At 35.0% G+C, this 20,397-nt stretch carries 20 protein-coding genes; 6 read left to right on the forward strand and 14 right to left on the reverse strand.

Annotated features, from left to right (window positions below; genetic code table 11):
- Positions 1 to 89: 89 nt before the first annotated feature.
- The 5 genes from ilvA to ilvG all read right to left on the reverse strand — a co-directional run bounded on the left by ilvA (position 90) and on the right by ilvG (position 6,602).
- Positions 90 to 1,625, reverse strand: a complete 1,536-nt coding sequence (gene ilvA / locus J6569_RS07600) for a threonine ammonia-lyase, biosynthetic (RefSeq protein WP_296300935.1) — start codon at positions 1,623 to 1,625, stop codon at positions 90 to 92.
- Positions 1,626 to 1,627: 2 nt separating this feature from the next.
- The gene (gene ilvD / locus J6569_RS07605; protein ID WP_174799429.1) at positions 1,628 to 3,478 is read right to left on the reverse strand and encodes a dihydroxy-acid dehydratase; all 1,851 of its coding nucleotides are present in this window, start codon (positions 3,476 to 3,478) and stop codon (positions 1,628 to 1,630) included.
- A 116-nt stretch (positions 3,479 to 3,594) separates the two neighbouring features.
- Positions 3,595 to 4,524 (reverse strand): branched-chain amino acid transaminase, encoded by a 930-nt coding sequence (locus tag J6569_RS07610; RefSeq protein WP_296318168.1) that lies wholly within the window; start codon positions 4,522 to 4,524, stop codon positions 3,595 to 3,597.
- A 167-nt stretch (positions 4,525 to 4,691) separates the two neighbouring features.
- Positions 4,692 to 4,922, reverse strand: a complete 231-nt coding sequence (ilvM, locus tag J6569_RS07615) for an acetolactate synthase 2 small subunit (protein ID WP_065635496.1) — start codon at positions 4,920 to 4,922, stop codon at positions 4,692 to 4,694.
- Positions 4,923 to 4,925: 3 nt separating this feature from the next.
- Positions 4,926 to 6,602 carry an acetolactate synthase 2 catalytic subunit gene (gene ilvG, locus J6569_RS07620; protein WP_296318169.1) on the reverse strand — a complete coding sequence of 559 codons (1,677 nt, stop codon included), beginning with the start codon at positions 6,600 to 6,602 and terminating at the stop codon, positions 4,926 to 4,928.
- 1,116 nt (positions 6,603 to 7,718) lie between these two features.
- Between ilvG and J6569_RS07625 the strand changes: the two genes are divergently transcribed.
- The 4 genes from J6569_RS07625 to J6569_RS07640 all read left to right on the forward strand — a co-directional run bounded on the left by J6569_RS07625 (position 7,719) and on the right by J6569_RS07640 (position 10,774).
- Positions 7,719 to 8,606 (forward strand): SDR family oxidoreductase, encoded by an 888-nt coding sequence (locus J6569_RS07625; RefSeq protein WP_296300932.1) that lies wholly within the window; start codon positions 7,719 to 7,721, stop codon positions 8,604 to 8,606.
- A gap of 135 nt (positions 8,607 to 8,741) precedes the next feature.
- A complete protein-coding gene (locus tag J6569_RS07630; RefSeq protein WP_296300931.1) occupies positions 8,742 to 9,404 on the forward strand; it encodes a hypothetical protein in 663 nt (220 codons plus the stop codon).
- A gap of 213 nt (positions 9,405 to 9,617) precedes the next feature.
- Positions 9,618 to 10,145 carry a hypothetical protein gene (locus tag J6569_RS07635; protein ID WP_296318170.1) on the forward strand — a complete coding sequence of 176 codons (528 nt, stop codon included), beginning with the start codon at positions 9,618 to 9,620 and terminating at the stop codon, positions 10,143 to 10,145.
- A 188-nt stretch (positions 10,146 to 10,333) separates the two neighbouring features.
- Positions 10,334 to 10,774, forward strand: coding sequence for a hypothetical protein (locus J6569_RS07640; protein WP_085165721.1), 441 nt, complete (start codon positions 10,334 to 10,336; stop codon positions 10,772 to 10,774).
- A 75-nt stretch (positions 10,775 to 10,849) separates the two neighbouring features.
- Here J6569_RS07640 and J6569_RS07645 read toward each other — a convergent pair whose 3' ends face one another.
- From J6569_RS07645 to J6569_RS07670, 6 genes are all read right to left on the reverse strand, one after another.
- Positions 10,850 to 12,091 (reverse strand): MFS transporter, encoded by a 1,242-nt coding sequence (locus J6569_RS07645; protein ID WP_174799435.1) that lies wholly within the window; start codon positions 12,089 to 12,091, stop codon positions 10,850 to 10,852.
- A gap of 183 nt (positions 12,092 to 12,274) precedes the next feature.
- A complete protein-coding gene (locus tag J6569_RS07650) occupies positions 12,275 to 13,387 on the reverse strand; it encodes a cupin domain-containing protein (RefSeq protein ID WP_296318171.1) in 1,113 nt (370 codons plus the stop codon).
- Positions 13,377 to 14,162, reverse strand: coding sequence for a YchF/TatD family DNA exonuclease (locus J6569_RS07655; RefSeq protein ID WP_296318172.1), 786 nt, complete (start codon positions 14,160 to 14,162; stop codon positions 13,377 to 13,379). Before J6569_RS07655 ends, J6569_RS07650 begins: the two co-directional genes overlap by 11 nt.
- A gap of 22 nt (positions 14,163 to 14,184) precedes the next feature.
- The gene (gene lapB / locus J6569_RS07660; protein ID WP_296302621.1) at positions 14,185 to 15,354 is read right to left on the reverse strand and encodes a lipopolysaccharide assembly protein LapB; all 1,170 of its coding nucleotides are present in this window, start codon (positions 15,352 to 15,354) and stop codon (positions 14,185 to 14,187) included.
- A 12-nt stretch (positions 15,355 to 15,366) separates the two neighbouring features.
- On the reverse strand, positions 15,367 to 15,672 hold the full coding sequence (locus J6569_RS07665) for a LapA family protein (RefSeq protein WP_034914045.1): 306 nt from the start codon (positions 15,670 to 15,672) through the stop codon (positions 15,367 to 15,369).
- A gap of 162 nt (positions 15,673 to 15,834) precedes the next feature.
- Positions 15,835 to 16,305, reverse strand: a complete 471-nt coding sequence (locus tag J6569_RS07670) for a phosphatase PAP2 family protein (RefSeq protein ID WP_366940500.1) — start codon at positions 16,303 to 16,305, stop codon at positions 15,835 to 15,837.
- A gap of 64 nt (positions 16,306 to 16,369) precedes the next feature.
- Between J6569_RS07670 and J6569_RS07675 the strand changes: the two genes are divergently transcribed.
- Together J6569_RS07675 and ribA are read left to right on the forward strand one after the other, a co-directional pair.
- Complete coding sequence (locus J6569_RS07675; protein WP_244178544.1) at positions 16,370 to 16,570, forward strand: hypothetical protein; 201 nt, start codon at positions 16,370 to 16,372, stop codon at positions 16,568 to 16,570.
- A 90-nt stretch (positions 16,571 to 16,660) separates the two neighbouring features.
- Entirely contained in the window at positions 16,661 to 17,272 is a 612-nt protein-coding gene (gene ribA / locus J6569_RS07680; RefSeq protein ID WP_034914165.1) for a GTP cyclohydrolase II, read from the forward strand.
- A gap of 180 nt (positions 17,273 to 17,452) precedes the next feature.
- Here the strand turns inward: ribA and J6569_RS07685 are convergent, their stop codons facing one another.
- The 3 genes from J6569_RS07685 to ligA form a co-directional block, all read right to left on the reverse strand.
- Complete coding sequence (locus J6569_RS07685) at positions 17,453 to 17,641, reverse strand: 2-hydroxymuconate tautomerase (protein ID WP_085165713.1); 189 nt, start codon at positions 17,639 to 17,641, stop codon at positions 17,453 to 17,455.
- A gap of 9 nt (positions 17,642 to 17,650) precedes the next feature.
- Positions 17,651 to 18,169, reverse strand: a complete 519-nt coding sequence (gene luxS / locus J6569_RS07690) for an S-ribosylhomocysteine lyase (RefSeq protein ID WP_296300923.1) — start codon at positions 18,167 to 18,169, stop codon at positions 17,651 to 17,653.
- A 70-nt stretch (positions 18,170 to 18,239) separates the two neighbouring features.
- Entirely contained in the window at positions 18,240 to 20,318 is a 2,079-nt protein-coding gene (gene ligA, locus J6569_RS07695; RefSeq protein WP_296318173.1) for an NAD-dependent DNA ligase LigA, read from the reverse strand.
- Positions 20,319 to 20,397: the final 79 nt, after the last annotated feature.

The raw sequence follows: 20,397 nt of genomic DNA on the forward strand, positions 1-20,397 counted from the left end.
ATGGTTGTTTTTTGCTGAATTATTATAACTCACATCATGCCGTCTAAAAAATAATCACGAAAGATCAACACGCCCTACTAATTTTAACCTTAATTAGTTAAAAACAGTTTAAGCGAAGGATTATGTGTTTCGTTGTGGAAACCATAATCGAGTTCAGTTAGGTGTTGATTAAACTGGTTAAGGGTTGATTCGTCGATTTCAAACGCAGCAAGTACACGCCCATAATCGGTACCGTGGCTACGATAGTGGAACATTGATATATTCCAATTAGTCCCTAACGTTTGTAAGAATTTAAGCAACGCTCCTTGCGATTCAGGGAACTCAAAACTGTATACTTGTTCTTGAAGCGGTTTGCAAGGTTTGCCACCAATCATGTAGCGTACATGTAGTTTTGCCATTTCGTCTTCGGTTAGATCCACTACAGGGTATTTTGCAGCAGCAAGTTCTTGCATAATTTCATCTTTTTCTTCACTTTTCGAGATTTTTATTCCCACAAAAATACAAGCAGATTTTTCATCATGATAGCGGTAATTAAATTCGGTTACTGCGCGTCCACCTAATAGCTGACAGAAACTTAAAAAACTGCCTTTCTTTTCTGGAATGGTGACTGCTAATAGCGCTTCACGTTTTTCGCCTAATTCACAGCGTTCTGATACATAGCGCAAGCTGTGGAAGTTTAAATTAGCGCCTGACAGTATATGAGCAAGTTTTTCACCACAGATGTTATGCTGATCGACATATTTTTTTAGTCCAGCTAATGCTACTGCGCCAGATGGTTCAGCTATTGCACGTACATCGTCAAATAAGTCTTTCACTGCCGCGCAAATTTCGTCGCTATTCACGGTAATAATATCATCAATATATTGTTGGCAAAGTCTGAATGTTTCATCGCCAATTCGTTTGACAGCAACGCCTTCAGCAAAGAGTCCAACACGCTCTAAATCAACAGGGTGACCTGCATCTAATGCAGCTTTTAAGCAAGCTGAGTCTTTAGGCTCAACAGCAATAACTTTGATTGATGGCATGATTTGTTTGATTAATACTGCAATGCCTGCGGCAAGCCCACCACCACCAACAGGTACAAAGATTCGGTCGAGTTTAGCATTTTGTTGTAATAGTTCCATAGCAATACTGCCTTGCCCAGCAATTACTAATGGATGATCAAATGGTGGAATAAAGATGCGATTTTGTTCTTTAGCCAGTTCCATTGCTTTGGCTTTGGCTTCGTCAAAGTTGGCACCATAAAGTAATACTTCACCACCAAAACTTTTTACAGCTTCAACTTTGATATCGGCAGTTGTTAGTGGCATAACAATTAAAGAACTGATGCCTAATTTTGTAGCCGAAAAAGCCACTCCTTGCGCATGGTTGCCAGCCGACGCAGCAATAACGCCGCATTTGCGTTCTTCTTCACTTAAGCTGGCTATCATGGCTTGTGCTCCACGGATTTTGAAGCTGTGGACGAGTTGGCGGTCTTCGCGTTTGACAAAAACTTGATTGTGTATTCTTGCCGATATTTTTTCCATTTTTTCAAGTGGAGTTACTTCTGCCACATCGTATACGGCGCTACAAAGCGTTGCTTTTAAATAATCTGCACCAGTAAGTTGAGTATTTTCTTGTTTCACAATTAGCCACCTAATTTACTTTTATCTCGTACGGCACCTTTGTCTGCGCTTGTTGCTAAACTGGCGTAAGCTTTAAGCGCAAATGAGACGTAACGATCTCGATTATGAGGCGTAAATGCTTTTTCACCTCGTTCTAGTTCTGCAACTCGTCGACGTTCAAGTTCAGAAGTTGGGACATCTAGTACTAATTTACGATTTGGGATATCAATATCAATAATATCACCATCACGAACAAGACCTATAACGCCGCCATTTGCTGCTTCAGGAGAAATATGACCAATCGATAAGCCAGAGGAACCACCAGAAAAACGTCCATCTGTTATCAATGCACATTTTTTGCCTAGACCCATGGATTTTAAATAACTGGTTGGGTAGAGCATCTCTTGCATACCCGGTCCGCCTTTTGGTCCTTCATAAATGATGACAACGACATCACCTTCAACCACTTTGCCTCCTAATATGCCATCAACAGCATCTTCTTGGCTTTCAAATACTTTTGCTGGACCTCGGAAAATTAAATTTTCAGCAGCAACGCCTGCGGTCTTAACAATTGCGCCATCTTGTGCAACATTACCATAGAGTGTTGCAAGTCCACCGTCTTGACTATAGGCGTGAGCTTTATCACGAATACAACCATTTACACGGTCATCGTCAAGTGAATCCCAATAGCAATCTTGTGAAAAAGCTTTAGTGGTGCGAATGCCTGCAGGTCCACTACGATACATTTTTTTTACTGCTTCGTCGGTAGTTTGAGTTATGTCGTATTTGGTGAAAGTTTCTTGTAATGTTAGTCCTAGAACGTTGTGAACATTGCGATTTAGTAATCCTGCTTTATCTAGTTCTGACATAATTGATACAACGCCACCAGCTCGGTGAACATCTTCCATATGATATTGCGCTGTACTTGGCGCTACTTTACATAAATGTGGGACTTTTCGCGATAATCTATCTATATCTGACATGGTAAAGTCGATTTCGCCTTCTTGTGCGGTGGCTAACAAATGTAATACGGTGTTAGTCGATCCCCCCATAGCAATGTCTAATGACATAGCATTTTCGTATGCCGCTTTTGTTGCAATTGAACGAGGCAGGTAAGATGCATCATCATGTTCATAATAGCGTTTGGTGATTTCAACAATGCGTTTAGCTGCATTTAAAAAGAGTTGTTCACGTTGTTTGTGAGTGGCAATAAGTGAACCATTGCCCGGCAGCGAAAGCCCTAAAGCTTCGGTTAAACAATTCATCGAGTTAGCGGTAAACATGCCTGAGCAAGAACCACAAGTAGGGCAGGCAGATTCTTCGATGGTTTTGCTATCTTCATCGCTAACATTTGGGTTAGCACTTTGAATCATTGCGTCAACTAAGTCTAATTTAATGATTTGGTCAGATAGTTTGGTTTTGCCTGCTTCCATCGGTCCACCTGAAACAAAAATGGTTGGGATATTTAAACGAAGCGAAGCCATTAACATTCCCGGTGTGATTTTGTCGCAGTTAGAAATACAGATCATGGCGTCGGCACAGTGTGCATTAACCATATACTCGACAGAATCAGCAATGAGTTCTCTTGAAGGAAGTGAGTAAAGCATTCCACCATGTCCCATGGCAATACCATCATCAACTGCGATTGTATTGAACTCTTTGGCAATGCCACCCGATGCTTCAATTTGTTTGGCAACTAGTTGTCCAATGTCTTTTAAGTGGACATGTCCTGGTACAAATTGTGTGAATGAGTTAACCACCGCAATGATGGGTTTACCAAAGTCTTCATTTTTAACGCCAGTTGCACGCCATAATGCGCGGGCACCAGCCATGTTTCTACCCTCGATCGAGGTTGCTGAACGATATTTAGGCATTTCCTGCTCCCAATTTTATGCAAGTAACCGTGTTTAACGGTTTGTAGTTTTTAATATTAATCACCAAGTTAAAAAGTCATCCGCCAACATAGTTGGCGGATTTTTGATTTTATTTATTATTTAACAAGATCTAACCAACCATATTTATCTTCAGTTTTACCATTAAATAAACCAAAGAATGTTTGTTGGATTTGTTTGGTGATTGGACCACAACGGCCAATGCCAACTTGGATGCGGTCAACACTGCGCACAGGTGTGATTTCAGCTGCAGTACCTGTCATAAAGACTTCATCTGCCAGATAAAGTGATTCGCGTGATAGTGTTTGTTCTCGCACTTCAATACCAATATCACGTGCTAGCGTTAATACTGCATCACGTGTAATACCAGGTAGCGCCGATGACGATAAAACCGGAGTGTATAAAATGCCATCTTTAATAATAAAGAGATTTTCACCAGCACCTTCAGATAAGTGACCATGAACATCTAACGCAATACCTTCTTGGAAGCCATTTGCTCTCGCTTCAGAACCAATTAATAATGATGATAAATAGTTACCACCAGCTTTAGCAGTGGCAGGAATTGTATTTGATGCAACGCGATGCCAAGATGAGACCATTGCATCAATACCTTGGTCTAATGCTTCTTCGCCTAGATAAGCCCCCCATGGAAATGCAGCTATCATAACATCGGTTTTATAACCCTCACGTGGGTTAACGCCCATACCCACATCACCAATAAAGACTAATGGGCGAATATAAGCGCTTTTTAAATTATTTTTTTTAATGGTTTGACGTGTAGCTTCCATGATTTCATCAAGAGAATAAGGTACAGGGAAACGATAAATTTTTGCTGAATTTAACAGCCGTTGTGCATGTTCTTTGTGGCGAAAAATGGCAGGACCTTTATGGGTGTCATAACAACGTACACCTTCAAATACTGAAGTTCCATAATGTAAAGCATGTGACATTACATGAACTTTTGCATCTGCCCATGGAATCATGTCACCATTCAACCAAATATAATCAGATTTTGCTGTAGAACTCATTTTGTTTCCCTCTTTATTTTTCAATTTGTTAAGCATGTACTTTGCTTTCGGTATTTTTGTTTTAACGGTCAAGCATTATACTACACTTATTTGTTTATTTAACTGTTAAATTGTTTGCCATCTTTGATTTAAGTTATTATTTAATAATAAGTTGTTTGAGATTATTATTACTCAATTACTATTACATCTTCTAATTTTGCTACTTGATTTTGTAGTGTCGAAAACGCTCTTTCGGTGGTTAATATTAATGTCATAATTAGTATGTTGTTTTCAACTGTTTGCATTTGCATTGATTTAATATAACCACCCCGATGACGGATAACCCGTAATATACGTTCAAGTGCCCCCAATTTGTCATAAGCTTTTATGACTAATTGGTATTGTGTTTGTTCGTTCATTGCTTACTCCTCACAACTTCTATCTAGCATGTTTTCGTTTGCTGCTCCAGGTGGTACCAGTGGCCATACGTTTTCTAATTCATCTATGCATACATGTAAAAGATAAGCACCTTTTGAATTAAAAAGGTTATCGAGCGCAGTATCGATTTGTGACTTTTTGTTGATAGTTTGCCCAGGTATATCAAATGCTTTAGCTAGCATTAAAAAGTCGGGATTATCTGATAAATTTGTTTCGCTGTATCTTTCGTTAAAAAATAATTCTTGCCATTGGCGAACCATACCTAGGCGTTGGTTATCAATTAATACGATTTTTATTGGCAATTTTTTACGTTTTATAGTGGCTAATTCTTGGACATTCATCATGAAAGATCCATCACCTGATACACAAATTACACAGTCATTGGGTCTTGCCATCTGTGCGCCAACGGCCGATGGTAAACCAAATCCCATTGTGCCAAGTCCACTTGATGTAATAAAGTTTTGAGGGTGGTTAAAGCGCATATGTTGTGCTGTCCACATTTGATGTTGTCCAACATCAGTAGTGACAATAGTATTGGCTGATTTTCGCTCAGAGATAGTTTTTAATAAAGTTGGCGCATAAATAGCTTCACCGGGGTGATCATAACGAGTTGGATGTTGTGCTTTTAATTGATTAATTTTTTTATGCCATTTATCAATTGAAACTGATTGATTTATTCGTGGTAAAACTTGCTTTATATCGCCTTGTAATCCTAAATGGCTTTGGCGTAATTTGTTGATTTCAGCTTGATCGATATCAATATGAAGTACTTTAGCATGTCGTGCAAATTCATTAAGATTGCCGGTAACCCTGTCATCAAATCGTACTCCTAGGGCAATTAGTAGGTCACACTCTTGCACTGCTAAATTGGCTGCTTTTGCTCCATGCATGCCCACTAATCCTAAATAATAGGGATTATTAATATCGGCAACACCAAGCCCTTTTAATGTTGATACACTTGGAATTTGTGTTAATTCCATAAAGTTTCTAAGTTCGGATATTGCGCCTGAAAGCCCAACACCTCCACCAATGTAAAGCATTGGTTTTTGGGCTTGGGTGATCATTTGTTTGGCTTGTTTTATATCATCAGGCAAGATTGGGTATAGTTGAGTTTTATTCTGTGTAATTTTTAATGAGGATGGTGTTAAATAGTTATGATAATCTAGGTTTGCAAGCTGTATATCTTTGGGAACATCAATTAATATTGGTCCAGGTCTTCCCGAATTAGCTAAGTTAAACGCCTCTTCTAATATATTGGGTAAATCGTGTGCATCATCGATTAAATAACTGTGTTTGGTGCAAGCTAGAGATAATCCCAAAACATCAACTTCTTGAAAAGCATCTGTACCAATAAGCTTGGTTGGTACTTGACCAGTTATAGCAACAATCGGCACTGAATCAATCAAAGCATCAGCAAGACCTGTAATGATATTTGTTGCACCAGGACCCGAGGTGGCAATGCAAACACCAGTTTTTCCTGTTGCACGAGCATAACCAATAGCCGCCATGGCAGCACCTTGTTCATGACGACATAGTACATGTTCAATACCCCCGTCATAAAGTGCATCGTATAGAGGCATAATTTGTCCACCAGGATATCCAAAAACGATGGTTACGCCTTTTTCTTTTAAGGTTTTTACTATCCACTGTGTTCCTAACATTTATTCCTCGCTTGTACTTTACCTATCCATTAACCATAAAAAAACCCCCGCTTTTTGGGAGCGGGGGTTTTCTGATTTATGTATAAACATATTTTTTATTCAAAAACGCCCCCGCGCAGGAATAATGACCACGCTGACAATAATATTGATGAGGACGATTTTGAGTAAAAATTTCATAATGTTGGATGATTAAATTTTTATCATTTTTTAAAATATTTTTAACAAAATACTCGTTTTTAAAAAAAGTGCAACAGTTTTTTATTGCTTTTGCTATTTAGCACAAATAGTTTGTGAAAAAGTTTCAGGAAACACTGTGTTTTAGTATAAAAATATCGGTTTTAATAGTTTGGTCTGATGTTTTTGCAATGTCAGTGTATAAAAAATAAATATAAGTAATATAAAGAAATATCAAATATTTAAAAAAAGATATCAGTATGAAAATATTGCAACTAATTATTTTTGTTATTTTTAAATTGGTTTTAATAAACTTTGATAACGCTAAAAAACTTCACAAGATACATCTACCGCAGATTGGGAAAATGGTGATCTTAATGATTCTCAAAGTTCAGTCAATGATCCAATCCTTCAAAAATTACTTAACGCATATTGTGAAAATAGTAATGAGATGAATGAGCTTAAAAAATTTTCTAAATGGTGTTAACTATCACTACGATATAAATAATAAAAAAATCATAATAATTTATCTAAAATCAATATGTTGTAAATAAAAGCAATCTGTTTTTTAAATTTTCTTTTACTAGCTTCGTATATGTTAATTTGATACACTTAGTTCAGTGCAAGATTATGCAATATTTAAGGTTTCGGCTTTACTAATTTCAATGACCTCACCAAGCCAATCATAGAAAGCCGCCTTTGTTTATTATTAGCCTCACTTTTTTGTTTGTTTAAAAATCTTTGGGGATGATATTGAGCAATGCTATTAAGTTTAAAAAAGAATATTCTAATTTTTGTTGTCAGTAAATATAATTTATTGAATTAATTAGTTATTTTAAAGATTAAAATAGGTTTATCAATAGGATTTTGTGATTATTAATTGATTTCATTTAAGTTATATCGAATTTGTTTTCAAATACATGTTTAACTTAGGAGAAAATTATGAGCAAACAAATCTATAATCCACTTACCAAATATCATCATGATAAGTTCCCAAAACAAACACAAGTTGCACCAGCTTTACAGTGCGAAATGAATCCAATTCCTGATTGTGGAGAAAAAAGCTATCAAGGCCATGGCCGCTTAGAAGGACGTAAAATGCTTGTTACTGGTGGCGATTCTGGTATTGGTCGGGCGGCAGCGATTGCTTATGCTAAAGAAGGTGCTGATGTAGCAATAAATTACCTTCCTTTCGAGCAAAAAGACGCGGAAGATGTTGCTAAGGTTATTCAAGCGGCTGGGCGCAAAGCTGTATTGATCCCCGGTGATTTGAGTGACGAGACTTTTTGTAAAAAATTAGTTGAAGAGGCACACCATCAATTAGGTGGATTGGATAATTTGACATTGGTTGCTGGTAAGCAGGTTGCTGTTGAAGATATTATGGAACTTACTACCGAGCAAATTAAGAAAACCTTTGAAGTTAATGTGTTTTCGCTTTTTTGGTTAACTAAAGCGGCTTTAGGTTACTTAAAACCAGGATCAACCATTATTACAACTTCATCTGTTCAGGCTTATCAACCTAGCAGTAATTTATTAGATTATGCTTCAACTAAAACAGCTATTATTGCATTTACACGTGGATTAGCTAAACAATTAGGTCATAAAGGTATTCGTGTAAATTCTGTTGCCCCAGGTCCAGTTTGGACTCCATTACAAATTTGTGGAGGTCAACCAAGTGACGCTATTCCTGAATTTGGTAAACAAACTCCTTTACAACGAGCTGGTCAACCTGTTGAACTTGCTGGTGTTTATGTGCACTTAGCATCTGAAGAATCAAGTTATACAACTGGCGAAACTTATGGTGTTACAGGTGGTATGCATATTAACTAATTGATATTTGTTATAGTAAAAGAGTTTATTTAAACTCTTTTACTATTAACATTAGATAAAATTAACTTTTATAATAAAATGGTTATTATGAGTTAATTCATGGTAGTTAAAAAATTAAATAAAAAAGGAATAAAAATGAAACTTTTTAAAATGATCACTTTAGTAGTGTTAGGGCTTTTTTTAGTCAATTGTGATAATTCAAAATCAAAAACTGATGATATTGAACAACAAGCCAAACAAACAAGTTCAGAAGTAAGTGACAAGGCCAATCAAACAGGTGCAGAAATTAGCGATAAAGCCAATCAATTAAGCTCAGAAATTGGTGATAAGGCTAGCCAATTAAATGCAAAAATTGAAGACCAAGTTAAGCAAGTAAGCTCAGCAATTAGTGATAAAGCTAAAGATTTGTATGAACAAACAAAATCAGAAAAAGATGAGATGCTTAATAAGATTGAAGAAGGTAATTATAATGTTGCTCAAGGTTTGATGATCAAGGCGATTAAAACAAAATTACCTGCAACAATTGATTCGAGTGTAACTTTAGTTGATGTATCGTCAGATAGCAATGCAATTAATTATAAATATATTGTGAATAATATCACTAAAGATGCATTACAGGCTAAAACTAATCAAAAAAATTTACAGGATAAATTGGTTGCGTTTTATTGTGGTGATGATTCTAGCATGAAGACTTTAAGATTAGTATTCCCTAGAGGAGCTAACCATAATTATTATATCAATGACGATAAGGTATTTTCAGTAGATGTAAAACCAAGTGATTGTGATGATGATGATTAAATATATTTTTATTAATTTGAATAACTAGTTAAATTTTATTAATATAAAAGGGCTGATTGAAGCCCTTTTTATTTTGGACGCTCTTTCTTAATAGTGTTCATTTACAGCTCTTTTAAAGGTTAATTAATATTATTATTACTGTTTTTGTATTTTTATAGTTTTATCTTTTAAAAGATATCAAGTAGTGATGAATTAGCTTAGGTAGGATTGAATATGAAAGGCATGAAAGTAACATTTGTGATGTTAATGGGGATAATATTATTTGGTTTTAACAATTCAGAAGCAAAAGTTATAGGTACTCAGCGAACTGGTATTCAAGAGAATATGGATATTGTTGAAAGAGGACAAAATATTATTGCTCAATCAACACCTGAAAAAATTAAAGAATTTAATGAGCAAAAAGATGGTGATTATAGTTTTGCTCAAGATTCGGTTGTTGCAGGTATAAAAGAAAAGTTACCCATTGTGATTGATAAATTTACGATGTTCAATGACATATCAAAAGATAACAATAAACTTATTTATAAATATATTATAAAAGGTTTGCCTAAAGATGTGATATTGCTAAAGCAAAATCAGCAATCTGTATTAAACACGATAGTTACTTTATATTGTGGTAATGACCCAAATGTTGAAGCGTTGAAACTCATATTCCCAAATGGAGTAAGTCATAATTATTATCTTGAAAATGAGAAAATTATGTCGTTTGATTTGAAACCGAGTGATTGTGATTCTAAATAACCATTAATCAACTTAAAAAATACTAGAAACCATCAGCACTAAATGGGTGGGGGCTTATTAAAGCTTACTTTTTGTTTTAAATTGTAAATTTTTTATGTACTTTTCTCACTGATATTTTACAATTTATCGACCACTTTTTAAATAAGTGGTCGATATGTAATTTATAAAATTTACTCAAAGGAATAATAATGAAAAGTTTAAAAACAGTGTCAGCAATTTTGATAAGCTTGGTTCTTTGTAGTTGTGATAATTCAAAATCTGATGCTAATAAAGCTGTTGGTGATTCTTCAAAAAATACTGAATTAAGTCGTTTGCAAGAAACTATTATTAACGAAGCAAAAAAAATGCTTCCAGTTAAAGTTGATGCAAAAACTAATTTGATTGATATAACTAAAGATAATGATTTAATTAATTATAAATATGTAATTGATAGTTCAAAAGATGAGGTATCAATTCCTGATACTCAAAAAATGACGACAGAAAGTCTAAAAACACTTTATTGTAGTAATAGCTCACAAGTTAAACAACTTAGGGATGCATTCCCAAATGGTGTTAGTCATAATTATTATATAAATGATGAGCAATTATTTAGTGTTAAATTGACGCCAGCTTCTTGTACTGCTAACTAAAGTAGTTTGTTTTAATTTTTGATATAATTTATTAATGTGATATAAAACAGGGTGATTTACCCTGTTTTTTTTGAGTTATTCTAGTTCTTTACCTTTTGTTTCGGGTATTAAAAATACAAATGCAGCCGCTGATAATAAATAAGCAGCAGACAGTAAAGCTAATGCGTAGCTAATTGAATAAACAGTAGCTAAATATGCAATTAAAACTTGCGATATTCCTGCAATTCCTCGACCTACATTGAAAATAATATTTTCAGCACTTGAACGGGCATCTGTTGGGTAATGTTCAGCAAGCAATGCACCATATCCGCCCATCATGCCATTTACAAAAAAGCCAATTGCTGAACCAAATATGATTAATATAAACATATCAGTTTGATGAAAATAAAACCAAATTGAAACTGCCGAAACGAATAAAAATAGGATATAAGAAGGACGGCGACCAAATTTATCACATAACCAACCAAAAATTAAGATCCCTAATGACATACCAATTGTTGTTGAAATGGTCCAGAACATTGTATTTTTGAATGGCAATTTGAGTTCAGTTGCAATCATATTTGGCATCCAAACCATGAGCCCATAAAAACCAAAATTTTGTACTGCACAGGCAATAGTTAACCCTATTGTAGTTGCTACGGTTCGAGAATTTTTAAATAATTTGCCAATGGCAATTTTATTTTTGTTTTGAGCTTTCAAATTTTGCCAGATTTCTGGTTCTTTTAGACCTTTACGTGTCCAAGCAACAAATAGAGCTGGTAGTACCCCCATGGCAAAAGCCCAGCGCCAACCATAAATTTCACCAATAAAATTAACGGTTAATGCGGCTAAAATGATACCAGCTTGAAAGCCTAATGCAACAATGGATGTTGCTCTTGAACGTTTATTTTTAGGCCAGCTTTCTGAAACTAGAGTCATACCAATTCCAAATTCACCACCAAGACCAAGTCCACTTAAAAAGCGAAAAATTAAAAAGCATTCATAGTTAGGTGAAATTGCACATAACCCTGTGAAAAGAGAAAATATTAAAATAGTCCATGAAAAGACTCTTACTCGACCATATTTATCGGCAAGGATACCAAATAAAATACCGCCTAATACGGCACCAAGTAAGGTTACTGATGTTAAGGTTCCTAAATCAGCTTTAGTTAGATTAAAGCTGGTCGAGATTAGACTAAAACATACACCTAAAATCATCATATCCATGCCATCAAGTGCGTAACCGACAGTGGATGCAAAAAGGGTTCTTTTTTGATACGGGGTTGTGTGTTCGTTTTCACTTTCTGCTTGCAAGGCTGTGTTTGCTTCAGTGTTCATGTATACCTCTAGTTTTTAAAAATAGATGTTACTTAAAATTTGCGTTTTATGATGTTTAATTTGTGATTAAACGGAGGGTAAATTAAAGCGGGGCAAGTATATACTTAAAACTAGTAAAAAGCCAAGCTTAATGCCCTAAACAGTCGTTTTATCTGCCGATTTTGTTATCGGCAGTTGATTTATTTAATCTTCAGCAAAGTGCCAATAACCTTTGTTGACAAGATCAAGCATGACTTTAAGTGTGTTTTTATCCTGCAACTGTTCGTAATTAAGTGTTTCATTTTCACAAAGTAGATCTATAATAGGCATTGATAACTCAATTTTTTCACCATGAATATAGCCAAAATCACCTACTTTAAAGATTCGAATGCTTAGTACACGGTGCAGCTCTGCACCAGCTTCTAGTAATGATTCAAATTCTTCATAATTGTATGGTGGTTCAACTGGTACAATATTTAGATCGTGCATTGGTAGAGTAATGTATTTGCCAAACCAATCGTTAAATAATGTAGGTGTTTTGATTAGGTCGATAATTTGATTTTGTGCTTTTGTTAGTTCATAAGGTTGAACGCGATGGGGATCATTAGGTAGCTTTAAATCTGGATCTTGATAATAAACACTAATTGGTAGGTTATCAATGACATAATCAGCAAAGCTACTTAATAGTTGTTGTGATGTTTGTGTCATAAAGCCAACGGAATAACTTAATGATTCTCCAATGGATATACCATTATGCGGACAACCTGTTGGAATGTATAGAATGTCGCCTGTGGTGAGCTCTTCGTCAATGATTGGTTGATATTCTTCGACATGTAATAATGCTTTGTGTGCATTAAATTGTTTATAATTTGGATCGCCATTGCCTACTTGCCAACGCCTGCTACCCATGCCTTGAATAATAAATACATCATAATTATCAATATGAGGTCCAACTCCAGCGCCTTGGGTTGCGTAAGAAATCATTAGATCATCAAATTGCCATTGTGGAAGGCATTTAAAAGGTTTAAGTAAGGTCGCTGCTTGTTCATGCCAATGGTCAACGGCTTGTACTAGCAAACTCCAATGATCTTCACCTAAGTTATCGTATTGAGTAAATGGTCCGAATTTAGCATCCCAAACACCATCTTTATTAGAAACAATTCGGCTATCAATTTCTTCTTCCATCGCTAAACCAGCTAGTTCGTCTGGTGTTATGGGATCAATAAAATTAACAAATGCTTTGTGTAAGATTACCGGTTTTTTTTGCCAATAGTTTGTTAAAAAATCATCCCAATCAATAGTTAATTTATAATTCATTTAATTTTCCTTGAAGATTGAATAACTGGCAAAAATTATGGGTGGTTTTTTGGGCTATATCCTCTAAAGAAACACCTTTTAAAGCAGATAAATATTGCGCAACTACACGAACATACGCTGGTTGGTTTTCTTTACCTCGATATGGCACGGGGGCAAGATAAGGTGAGTCAGTTTCGACCAAAATACGATCAAGTGGAACATATTTAGCAACTTCGCGTAAGGCCACGGCATTTTTAAAGGTGATAATCCCTGAAAAGGAAATATAAAAACCAAGATCCAATAGTTGTTTTGCTGTTTCGATATCTTCTGTAAAACAGTGCAAAACACCAGAGTGGACATGCTCTTCTTTTAAAATTCTTAAAGTGTCTTCTTTAGCATTACGTGTATGGACAATAATGGGTTTGCTTAGCTTTCGCCCTAATCGGATATGTTCTTTAAATATAGTTTGTTGTAGTTCTAAGTTGTCTTGTTGGTAGTAATAATCAAGTCCTGTTTCACCAAGGGCAATGACATTATCTTCTTGTGCTAAGGTTTGAAAGCGTTCAGCATCGTAGGTTTCGTCATCAAGATTAAGTGGATGAATCCCACATGAGAAAGAGCATTGAGTTTGATAAGGTGTAAGCTTATGTTTCATCGATTCATAGCCAGATAGTGTTGTTGCCACGCTTAGGCAATGTTTAACGCTATTGTTGATAGCTTCTTGTAAAACATCTTTGATGGATTTAGTACTAAAGTCTAAACTATCTAAATGACAGTGAGAATCAATTAAAAACATAAAAATCTCTTCTTTATTTATCTTAATGTTGTTCAAAATCACGAACAGGTTTTATTGTTGACCATGAACGGCAAGCAGGGCATAACCAGTAGAGTGAGTTAACTGTGAATCCACATTTTTGGCATCGATAATTGGGTACCGCTTTTATTTGTTCGCCAACCATGTTGCGTAAAAGTAAAAGGCTTTCTTTAGCTTTACCTTGTTCTGCATCAGCAACATGATAGTTCATTAATCGATAAAAACCTTTTAAATTAGGGTGTTTCAGTAATTCTCGATACATATAGTATTGTGCAGTGTCTAGACCTTTTTCTTTTTCGATAACATCAGCAAGCATTAATTCAGCAACATTACCTGTATCTTGATCGACACATATTTGTAAAAATTCTTGAAATTCATATTGATTATTTAGCTTTAGGTAACACTCTTTTAATGCAGGTAATGCTTCGCCAATAAAAGCTTTGTCCTGCTGTAATATTTGCTGAAAAGATTTGATAGCTTGCTCAGTTTTGTTTTGTTGCATAAGAACTTGCCCCAACATGAGTGAAGTACGAGCACATTTAGTGTCTGCCATTGCTGATTTTTGTAATAGGCTATTGGCTTTATCGAGATCATCATTATCAATCGCTATTGACGCCAATTCACAATAAAATTGTGCAATATCGGTTTTGTATTTTACATTACCAAGTTTGACCAATTTAGTTGCCATGTTGATGGCATTTATCCATTCACTGGTTGATTGATATATGATGATAAGTTGTTGTAATGCATGTTGTTGAAAGTCTTCTTCATCAATTAATTGTAAAAATGTCTCTTCAGCACGATCGTAAAATCCTGCAACCATGTAATCTCGACCTAGTTGTTGAATAGCTAATAGTCTCTGTTCGAATGTTAAAGATGAACTTTCTAATAGCGCTTGATGAATGCGGATAGCACGATCAACTTCACCCCGAGAGCGGAATAAATTGCCCAAAGTTAAATGGGCCTCAAGTGTGCCATCGTCTTCTTTTAACATGTCTAAGAAAAGATCGACAGCTTTGTCTTTTTGATTTGATAAAAGAAAATTCAAACCATCAACATATTCACGAGATAGTCGATTAGATTGATTTAGATGTTTCTGTTTTGCATTTCTGTCACCCATATACCAACCGTATGCGGCGGCAATAGGAAGTAACAAAAATAACAGTTCAAACATAGTAACCTATTCTTAATTAGTTTTAGTTGTGTTTATTTGCTGGTTATTAGCCATGCCTTCATCATATTTTTTTTGTAATTTATTTAGTTTACGTTTTGTTGATGAGTGCTGTAATTTAGATTTTAGAAAGAAAATGCCGGTTAATATCCAACCAACAATAAACCCCGAACCAAATAAAATAGCTAATAAGACTGATAAGCGGGTTTCAGTTTTAGCTACCAAATAATTGAAGGTTACTATTTGATCATTAGCCGATCCTATTGCTATTGAGATGGCAAAGATGATAATTATCAATAAAATTGATATAACAAATTTCATAATGTTGACCTTTCTTTTTTTTGTTTTAGTTAAACTCTTTCGTTTATTATACTCTTCTATTCTTATAATTTCTTTTTGCATTTGGCTAGTTAGATTATTAACTGTATTGCCTAAAAATAATATTGTTTGTTGTAAATGTCACTTTCTCAAAATATTTAATAATCATTTGTCTACTATATGCCATTTTCTAGCATAAAAATAGCAAATTAATGAGATTATCCATGCGATTAATATACTTGTTATTAGATCAATAGGACTATGCATGCCTAATAATAACCGGCTTAATTCAATTAATATTGACCAAATAATGATAGAAGATACTATCACATAATGCTGTCTAAATTTTAGTAATATTAAGGCCAATAGTGCCCAAGTTACAGCTAACAAGGTATGCCCAGAAGGAAAAGCATATCCCGTTTCATTTTGCCAGTGGCTTGATAACCAACTGGGGATTGTTGATGAATTGTTAAATAATTGATGAATAATTTCTTTTCTTTCTGAACGTGATTTCGAATAAAATTGTTGATCACTAATATTATATTCCTGAGCCATCCAAAGTACATAAGGCCGTGATTCAGCGGTTTGTGATTTTAAAAAGCTTTTAATTATTTGCCCACTTAATATTGCACTCACAAGAAGCAACCATAATAATATGATTCTTTTTTTTGTTTTTTGGGGTAATAGCAGACAAAATACAATGAATAAAATTGTTGAGGTGATAATTCCCCAAGGAAAACTTGCTGTTTCAGTTATTAAAAATAAACATTTAGATGTATTATTTAAGGTTGCTGGTTGCCAATGCCAATTTATGGCTATAATAGTAAAAGGAACAGCTAAGAAAATAGCCAATAAGACTATTGTTTTTTTTATTACTAACCTCATTTATAAACTCAATTAAGTATAAATTGCTTTTGCTTAATATTTTAGCATAGAAGATAAATTTATTTTTATAAAATCTTATTTATCGTTATTGAAAACGGAGATAATAATGCAATTAAAACGTGTTGCACAAGCGAAATTGCCGACGCCTTGGGGGTGTTTCATTATTGTTGGATTTGAAGAAATTGCAACAAAAAAGGATCATGCCGCATTAGTATTTGGTGATATATCTGGCGATACACCAGTTCTCACAAGAATTCATTCTGAATGCTTAACAGGCGATGCGCTTTTTAGCTTACGCTGTGATTGTGGTTTTCAGTTAGAAGCAGCCTTAAAACAAATTGCAAAGGAGGGTAAAGGGATTTTAATTTATCACCGGCAAGAAGGACGTAATATTGGTTTATTGAATAAAATCAGAGCTTATGCGCTACAAGATCAAGGCTTGGACACGGTTGAAGCTAATGAGCAATTGGGGTTTGCAGCAGACGAACGCGATTTCACTCTATGCGCAGATATGCTAACTTTATTAGGTGTATCACAAATTCGCTTATTAACCAACAATCCCGAGAAAATACGAGTGCTTGAACAATCAGGAATTAAAATTATACAACGGGTGCCATTGGAAGTTGGTGGAAATCCAAACAATGAGCATTATCTAGAAACAAAAGCAAATAAAATGGGACACTTACTTCATTTGCATCACTATAATTGCAATCACTAAAAATTTAAGTTAACTAAGAGAACTTATTGGTTTGTAATTGAATTTATCCAAAATAGTAAAAATGTTTAAATAAAAACTCAAAATAGAAAATATTATTTTGAGTTTTTATTACTTGATAATAAGAGAAAAATTTTAATTTAGGTTTATGTGATAATTGTCAATTGTTTGGCACCTTTGAAATCAATTTTTATCGCTGCGTAGTACACCACCATTAGCAATCTGATCTTTAGATAATTCGTGCATTATGATTTGTACTGCTTCTGGTTTACAGTTAAGGGTTTCAACGATGGCATTAGTTACCCGTTTTGCCATTTCTCTTTTTTGCTCTACAGTGCGACCTTCTAAAAAGTCTATAACGACATTAGGCATAGATACCTCCTAGTGATTATTAATTTGGGCAAGTTGCTCATCAGTTAATGCGATTTCATCATTATGGCATATGCTAATGCCAGATTTTATAATTTGTTCAGCAATGGCCTTAGCTTCATCTAATGAGTGCATTTTATAGGTACCACATTGATACTCATTCAATTCAGGAATCTGATTTTGTGATTTAACATTTAATACGTTATGCATTGATTTTAGCCATGCATCGACAACTAATGCCTCATTAGGATTACCAATTAAGCTCATATAAAAGCCTGTACGACATCCCATTGGTGAAATATCGATTATTTCAACTTTATCACTGTTAAGATGATCGCGCATAAAACCAGCAAATAAATGTTCTAATGTATGAATTCCTTTTTCTGGAAGGTTGTTTTTATTTGGAATGGTAAAGCGTAGATCAAACACAGTAATGCTGTCACCTTTTGGGGTCACCATTGTTTTTGCAATTCGCACAAAGGGTGCTTTCATTTTTGTGTGATCAACTTTAAAACTGTCTAGTAAAGGCATAATGTCCTCCTTGTTATTTGATAATTGTTATTCTAATCAATTTACTAATAAGTACCAGTAGATTTGATATTTACTGATCAAGTAAATTTATTAATTCTTGCTCATCAATAACTTTTATTCCTAGTTCTTGAGCCTTATTAAGTTTAGAGCCTGCTGCTTCTCCTGCAATGACTAGATCAGTATTTTTCGAAACACTGCCTGTTACTTTGGCTCCTAGTTGCTTTAATTTATCTTTGGCTTCATCTCGTGTTAAAACCGACAATGTACCAGTTAATACTACAGTTTTTCCTGAAAAAGGTGAGTTAATGGCGATCTCTTGTACCTGTGGAATGACATCTTGCCAGTGAATGCCTACTTCATTACTGGTTAGTTGTTCAATTACATTGCGATTATGTGGTTCTTGAAAAAAGTCAATAATGCTTTCTGCAATGACGGCACCAATTTCGTTTACTGATTGTAGTTTTTCTAGTGAGGCATTCTCAATTGCTGATAAACTACCAAGTTGGTTAACAAGATTTTCGGCAGTAACTTCACCAACATTCGGGATTCCAAGCGCAAATATAAAGCGGCTTAATGTAGTATTTTTAGATAATTCTAGTGCATTTAATAAGTTATTGGCAGATTTTTCCCCAATTTTATCTAAACTACATAGTGTTGGTAGATTTAGTTTATATAAATCTGCAGGTGTTTTGACATATTCTTTATCAACCAGTTGTTCAATAATTTTTTCGCCCATACCATCAACATTCATTGCTCGCCGTGAAACAAAATGCTTTAAGGCTTCTTTTCGTTGTGCAGGGCAAATCAAACCTCCAGCACAGCGTGATATCGCTGCACCTTCGTCTCGAACTATTTGCGAGCCACAAATAGGGCAGTGTGTCGGAAAGATGATTTCTTTTGTGTCGGCGGGTCTTCTATCTACTATGGCGGCTACTATTTTAGGAATAACGTCACCAGCTCGGCGTATTGTTACATAGTCACCCTCACGGATACCTAATCGGATTATTTCATCGCTATTATGTAATGTCGCATTGCTCACAATAACGCCAGCAACTGATACAGGTTCAAGCCTTGCTACAGGAGTAATTGCACCTGTTCGCCCAACTTGAAAGTCTACTTTATTTAATTTTGTAATTTCTTCTTGAGCCGGATATTTAAATGCTGTGGCCCATCTTGGTGCTCGAGCAACAAATCCAAGCTGATTTTGTAGTTCAATACTATTAACTTTAATTACTACACCATCGATATCAAAATCTAATGACATACGCTGTTCACCAATTAGTTTAAAATAATCTAGAGCGGCTTGCACCCCTTGGCGTTTTTGTACTTTATTACTAACTGGTAACCCCCAAGCTTTAAATTGCATTAAACGATCGTAATGAGTGTCAGGTAATGTGGTACCTTCGACAATACCAACACCATAACAAAAAAATGCTAATGGTCTTTTTGCTGTAATTTTAGGATCTAATTGTCTTAATGAACCAGCGGCTGCATTACGCGGATTGGCAAATACTCTTTCGTTATGCTTTTCTGCATCTGCGTTGAGTTTTTCGAAGCCTTTATGTGTCATAAAGACTTCTCCTCGAACTTCTAATCTAGAAGGGATGTTATCGCCTCTTAGAACTAGTGGAATTGTTTTGATAGTCTTTACATTGGCTGTTATGTCTTCTCCTGTTGTACCATCTCCTCGTGTTGCTGCTTGTAAAAAACGACCATTTTCATAAAGAAGACTGACAGCAAGTCCGTCAAGTTTGAGCTCACAACAATATTCAACCTGTTCAGCATCGTTTAAATGAAGACGATCTTTAACTCGCTTGTTAAATGCAATAAAACTAGCATCATCAAAGACATTATCTAGTGATAGCATAGGTATTTCATGTTTAATTGATGCAAATTGGGCTAATGGGGAACCACCAACTCGTTGGGTTGGTGAGTCGGAAGTAATAAGATCTGGGTTTTGCTGTTCTAATGTTTGTAGTTGCTTTATTAATTTATCATATTCAACATCGGGAATTTCTGGTGTATCAAGGACATAATAACAGTATTCATGATGTCTAATTAGGTTGCGTAGTGAAGTCAATTGCTTCGCTATGTCTTTATTCAATTCAGGTGTACTTACTGAATTTTTTGTTTCATTATGTAGCGACATGATTATATGCTCTTATTAAAACGAAGGTTTGGGAAAATATTATAAATAGGTTATATTCATTTTTATCCACCAATTCAAG

The sequence above is a fragment of the Gilliamella sp. genome (assembly GCF_024104075.1).
Classification (GTDB): domain Bacteria; phylum Pseudomonadota; class Gammaproteobacteria; order Enterobacterales; family Orbaceae; genus Gilliamella; species Gilliamella bombi.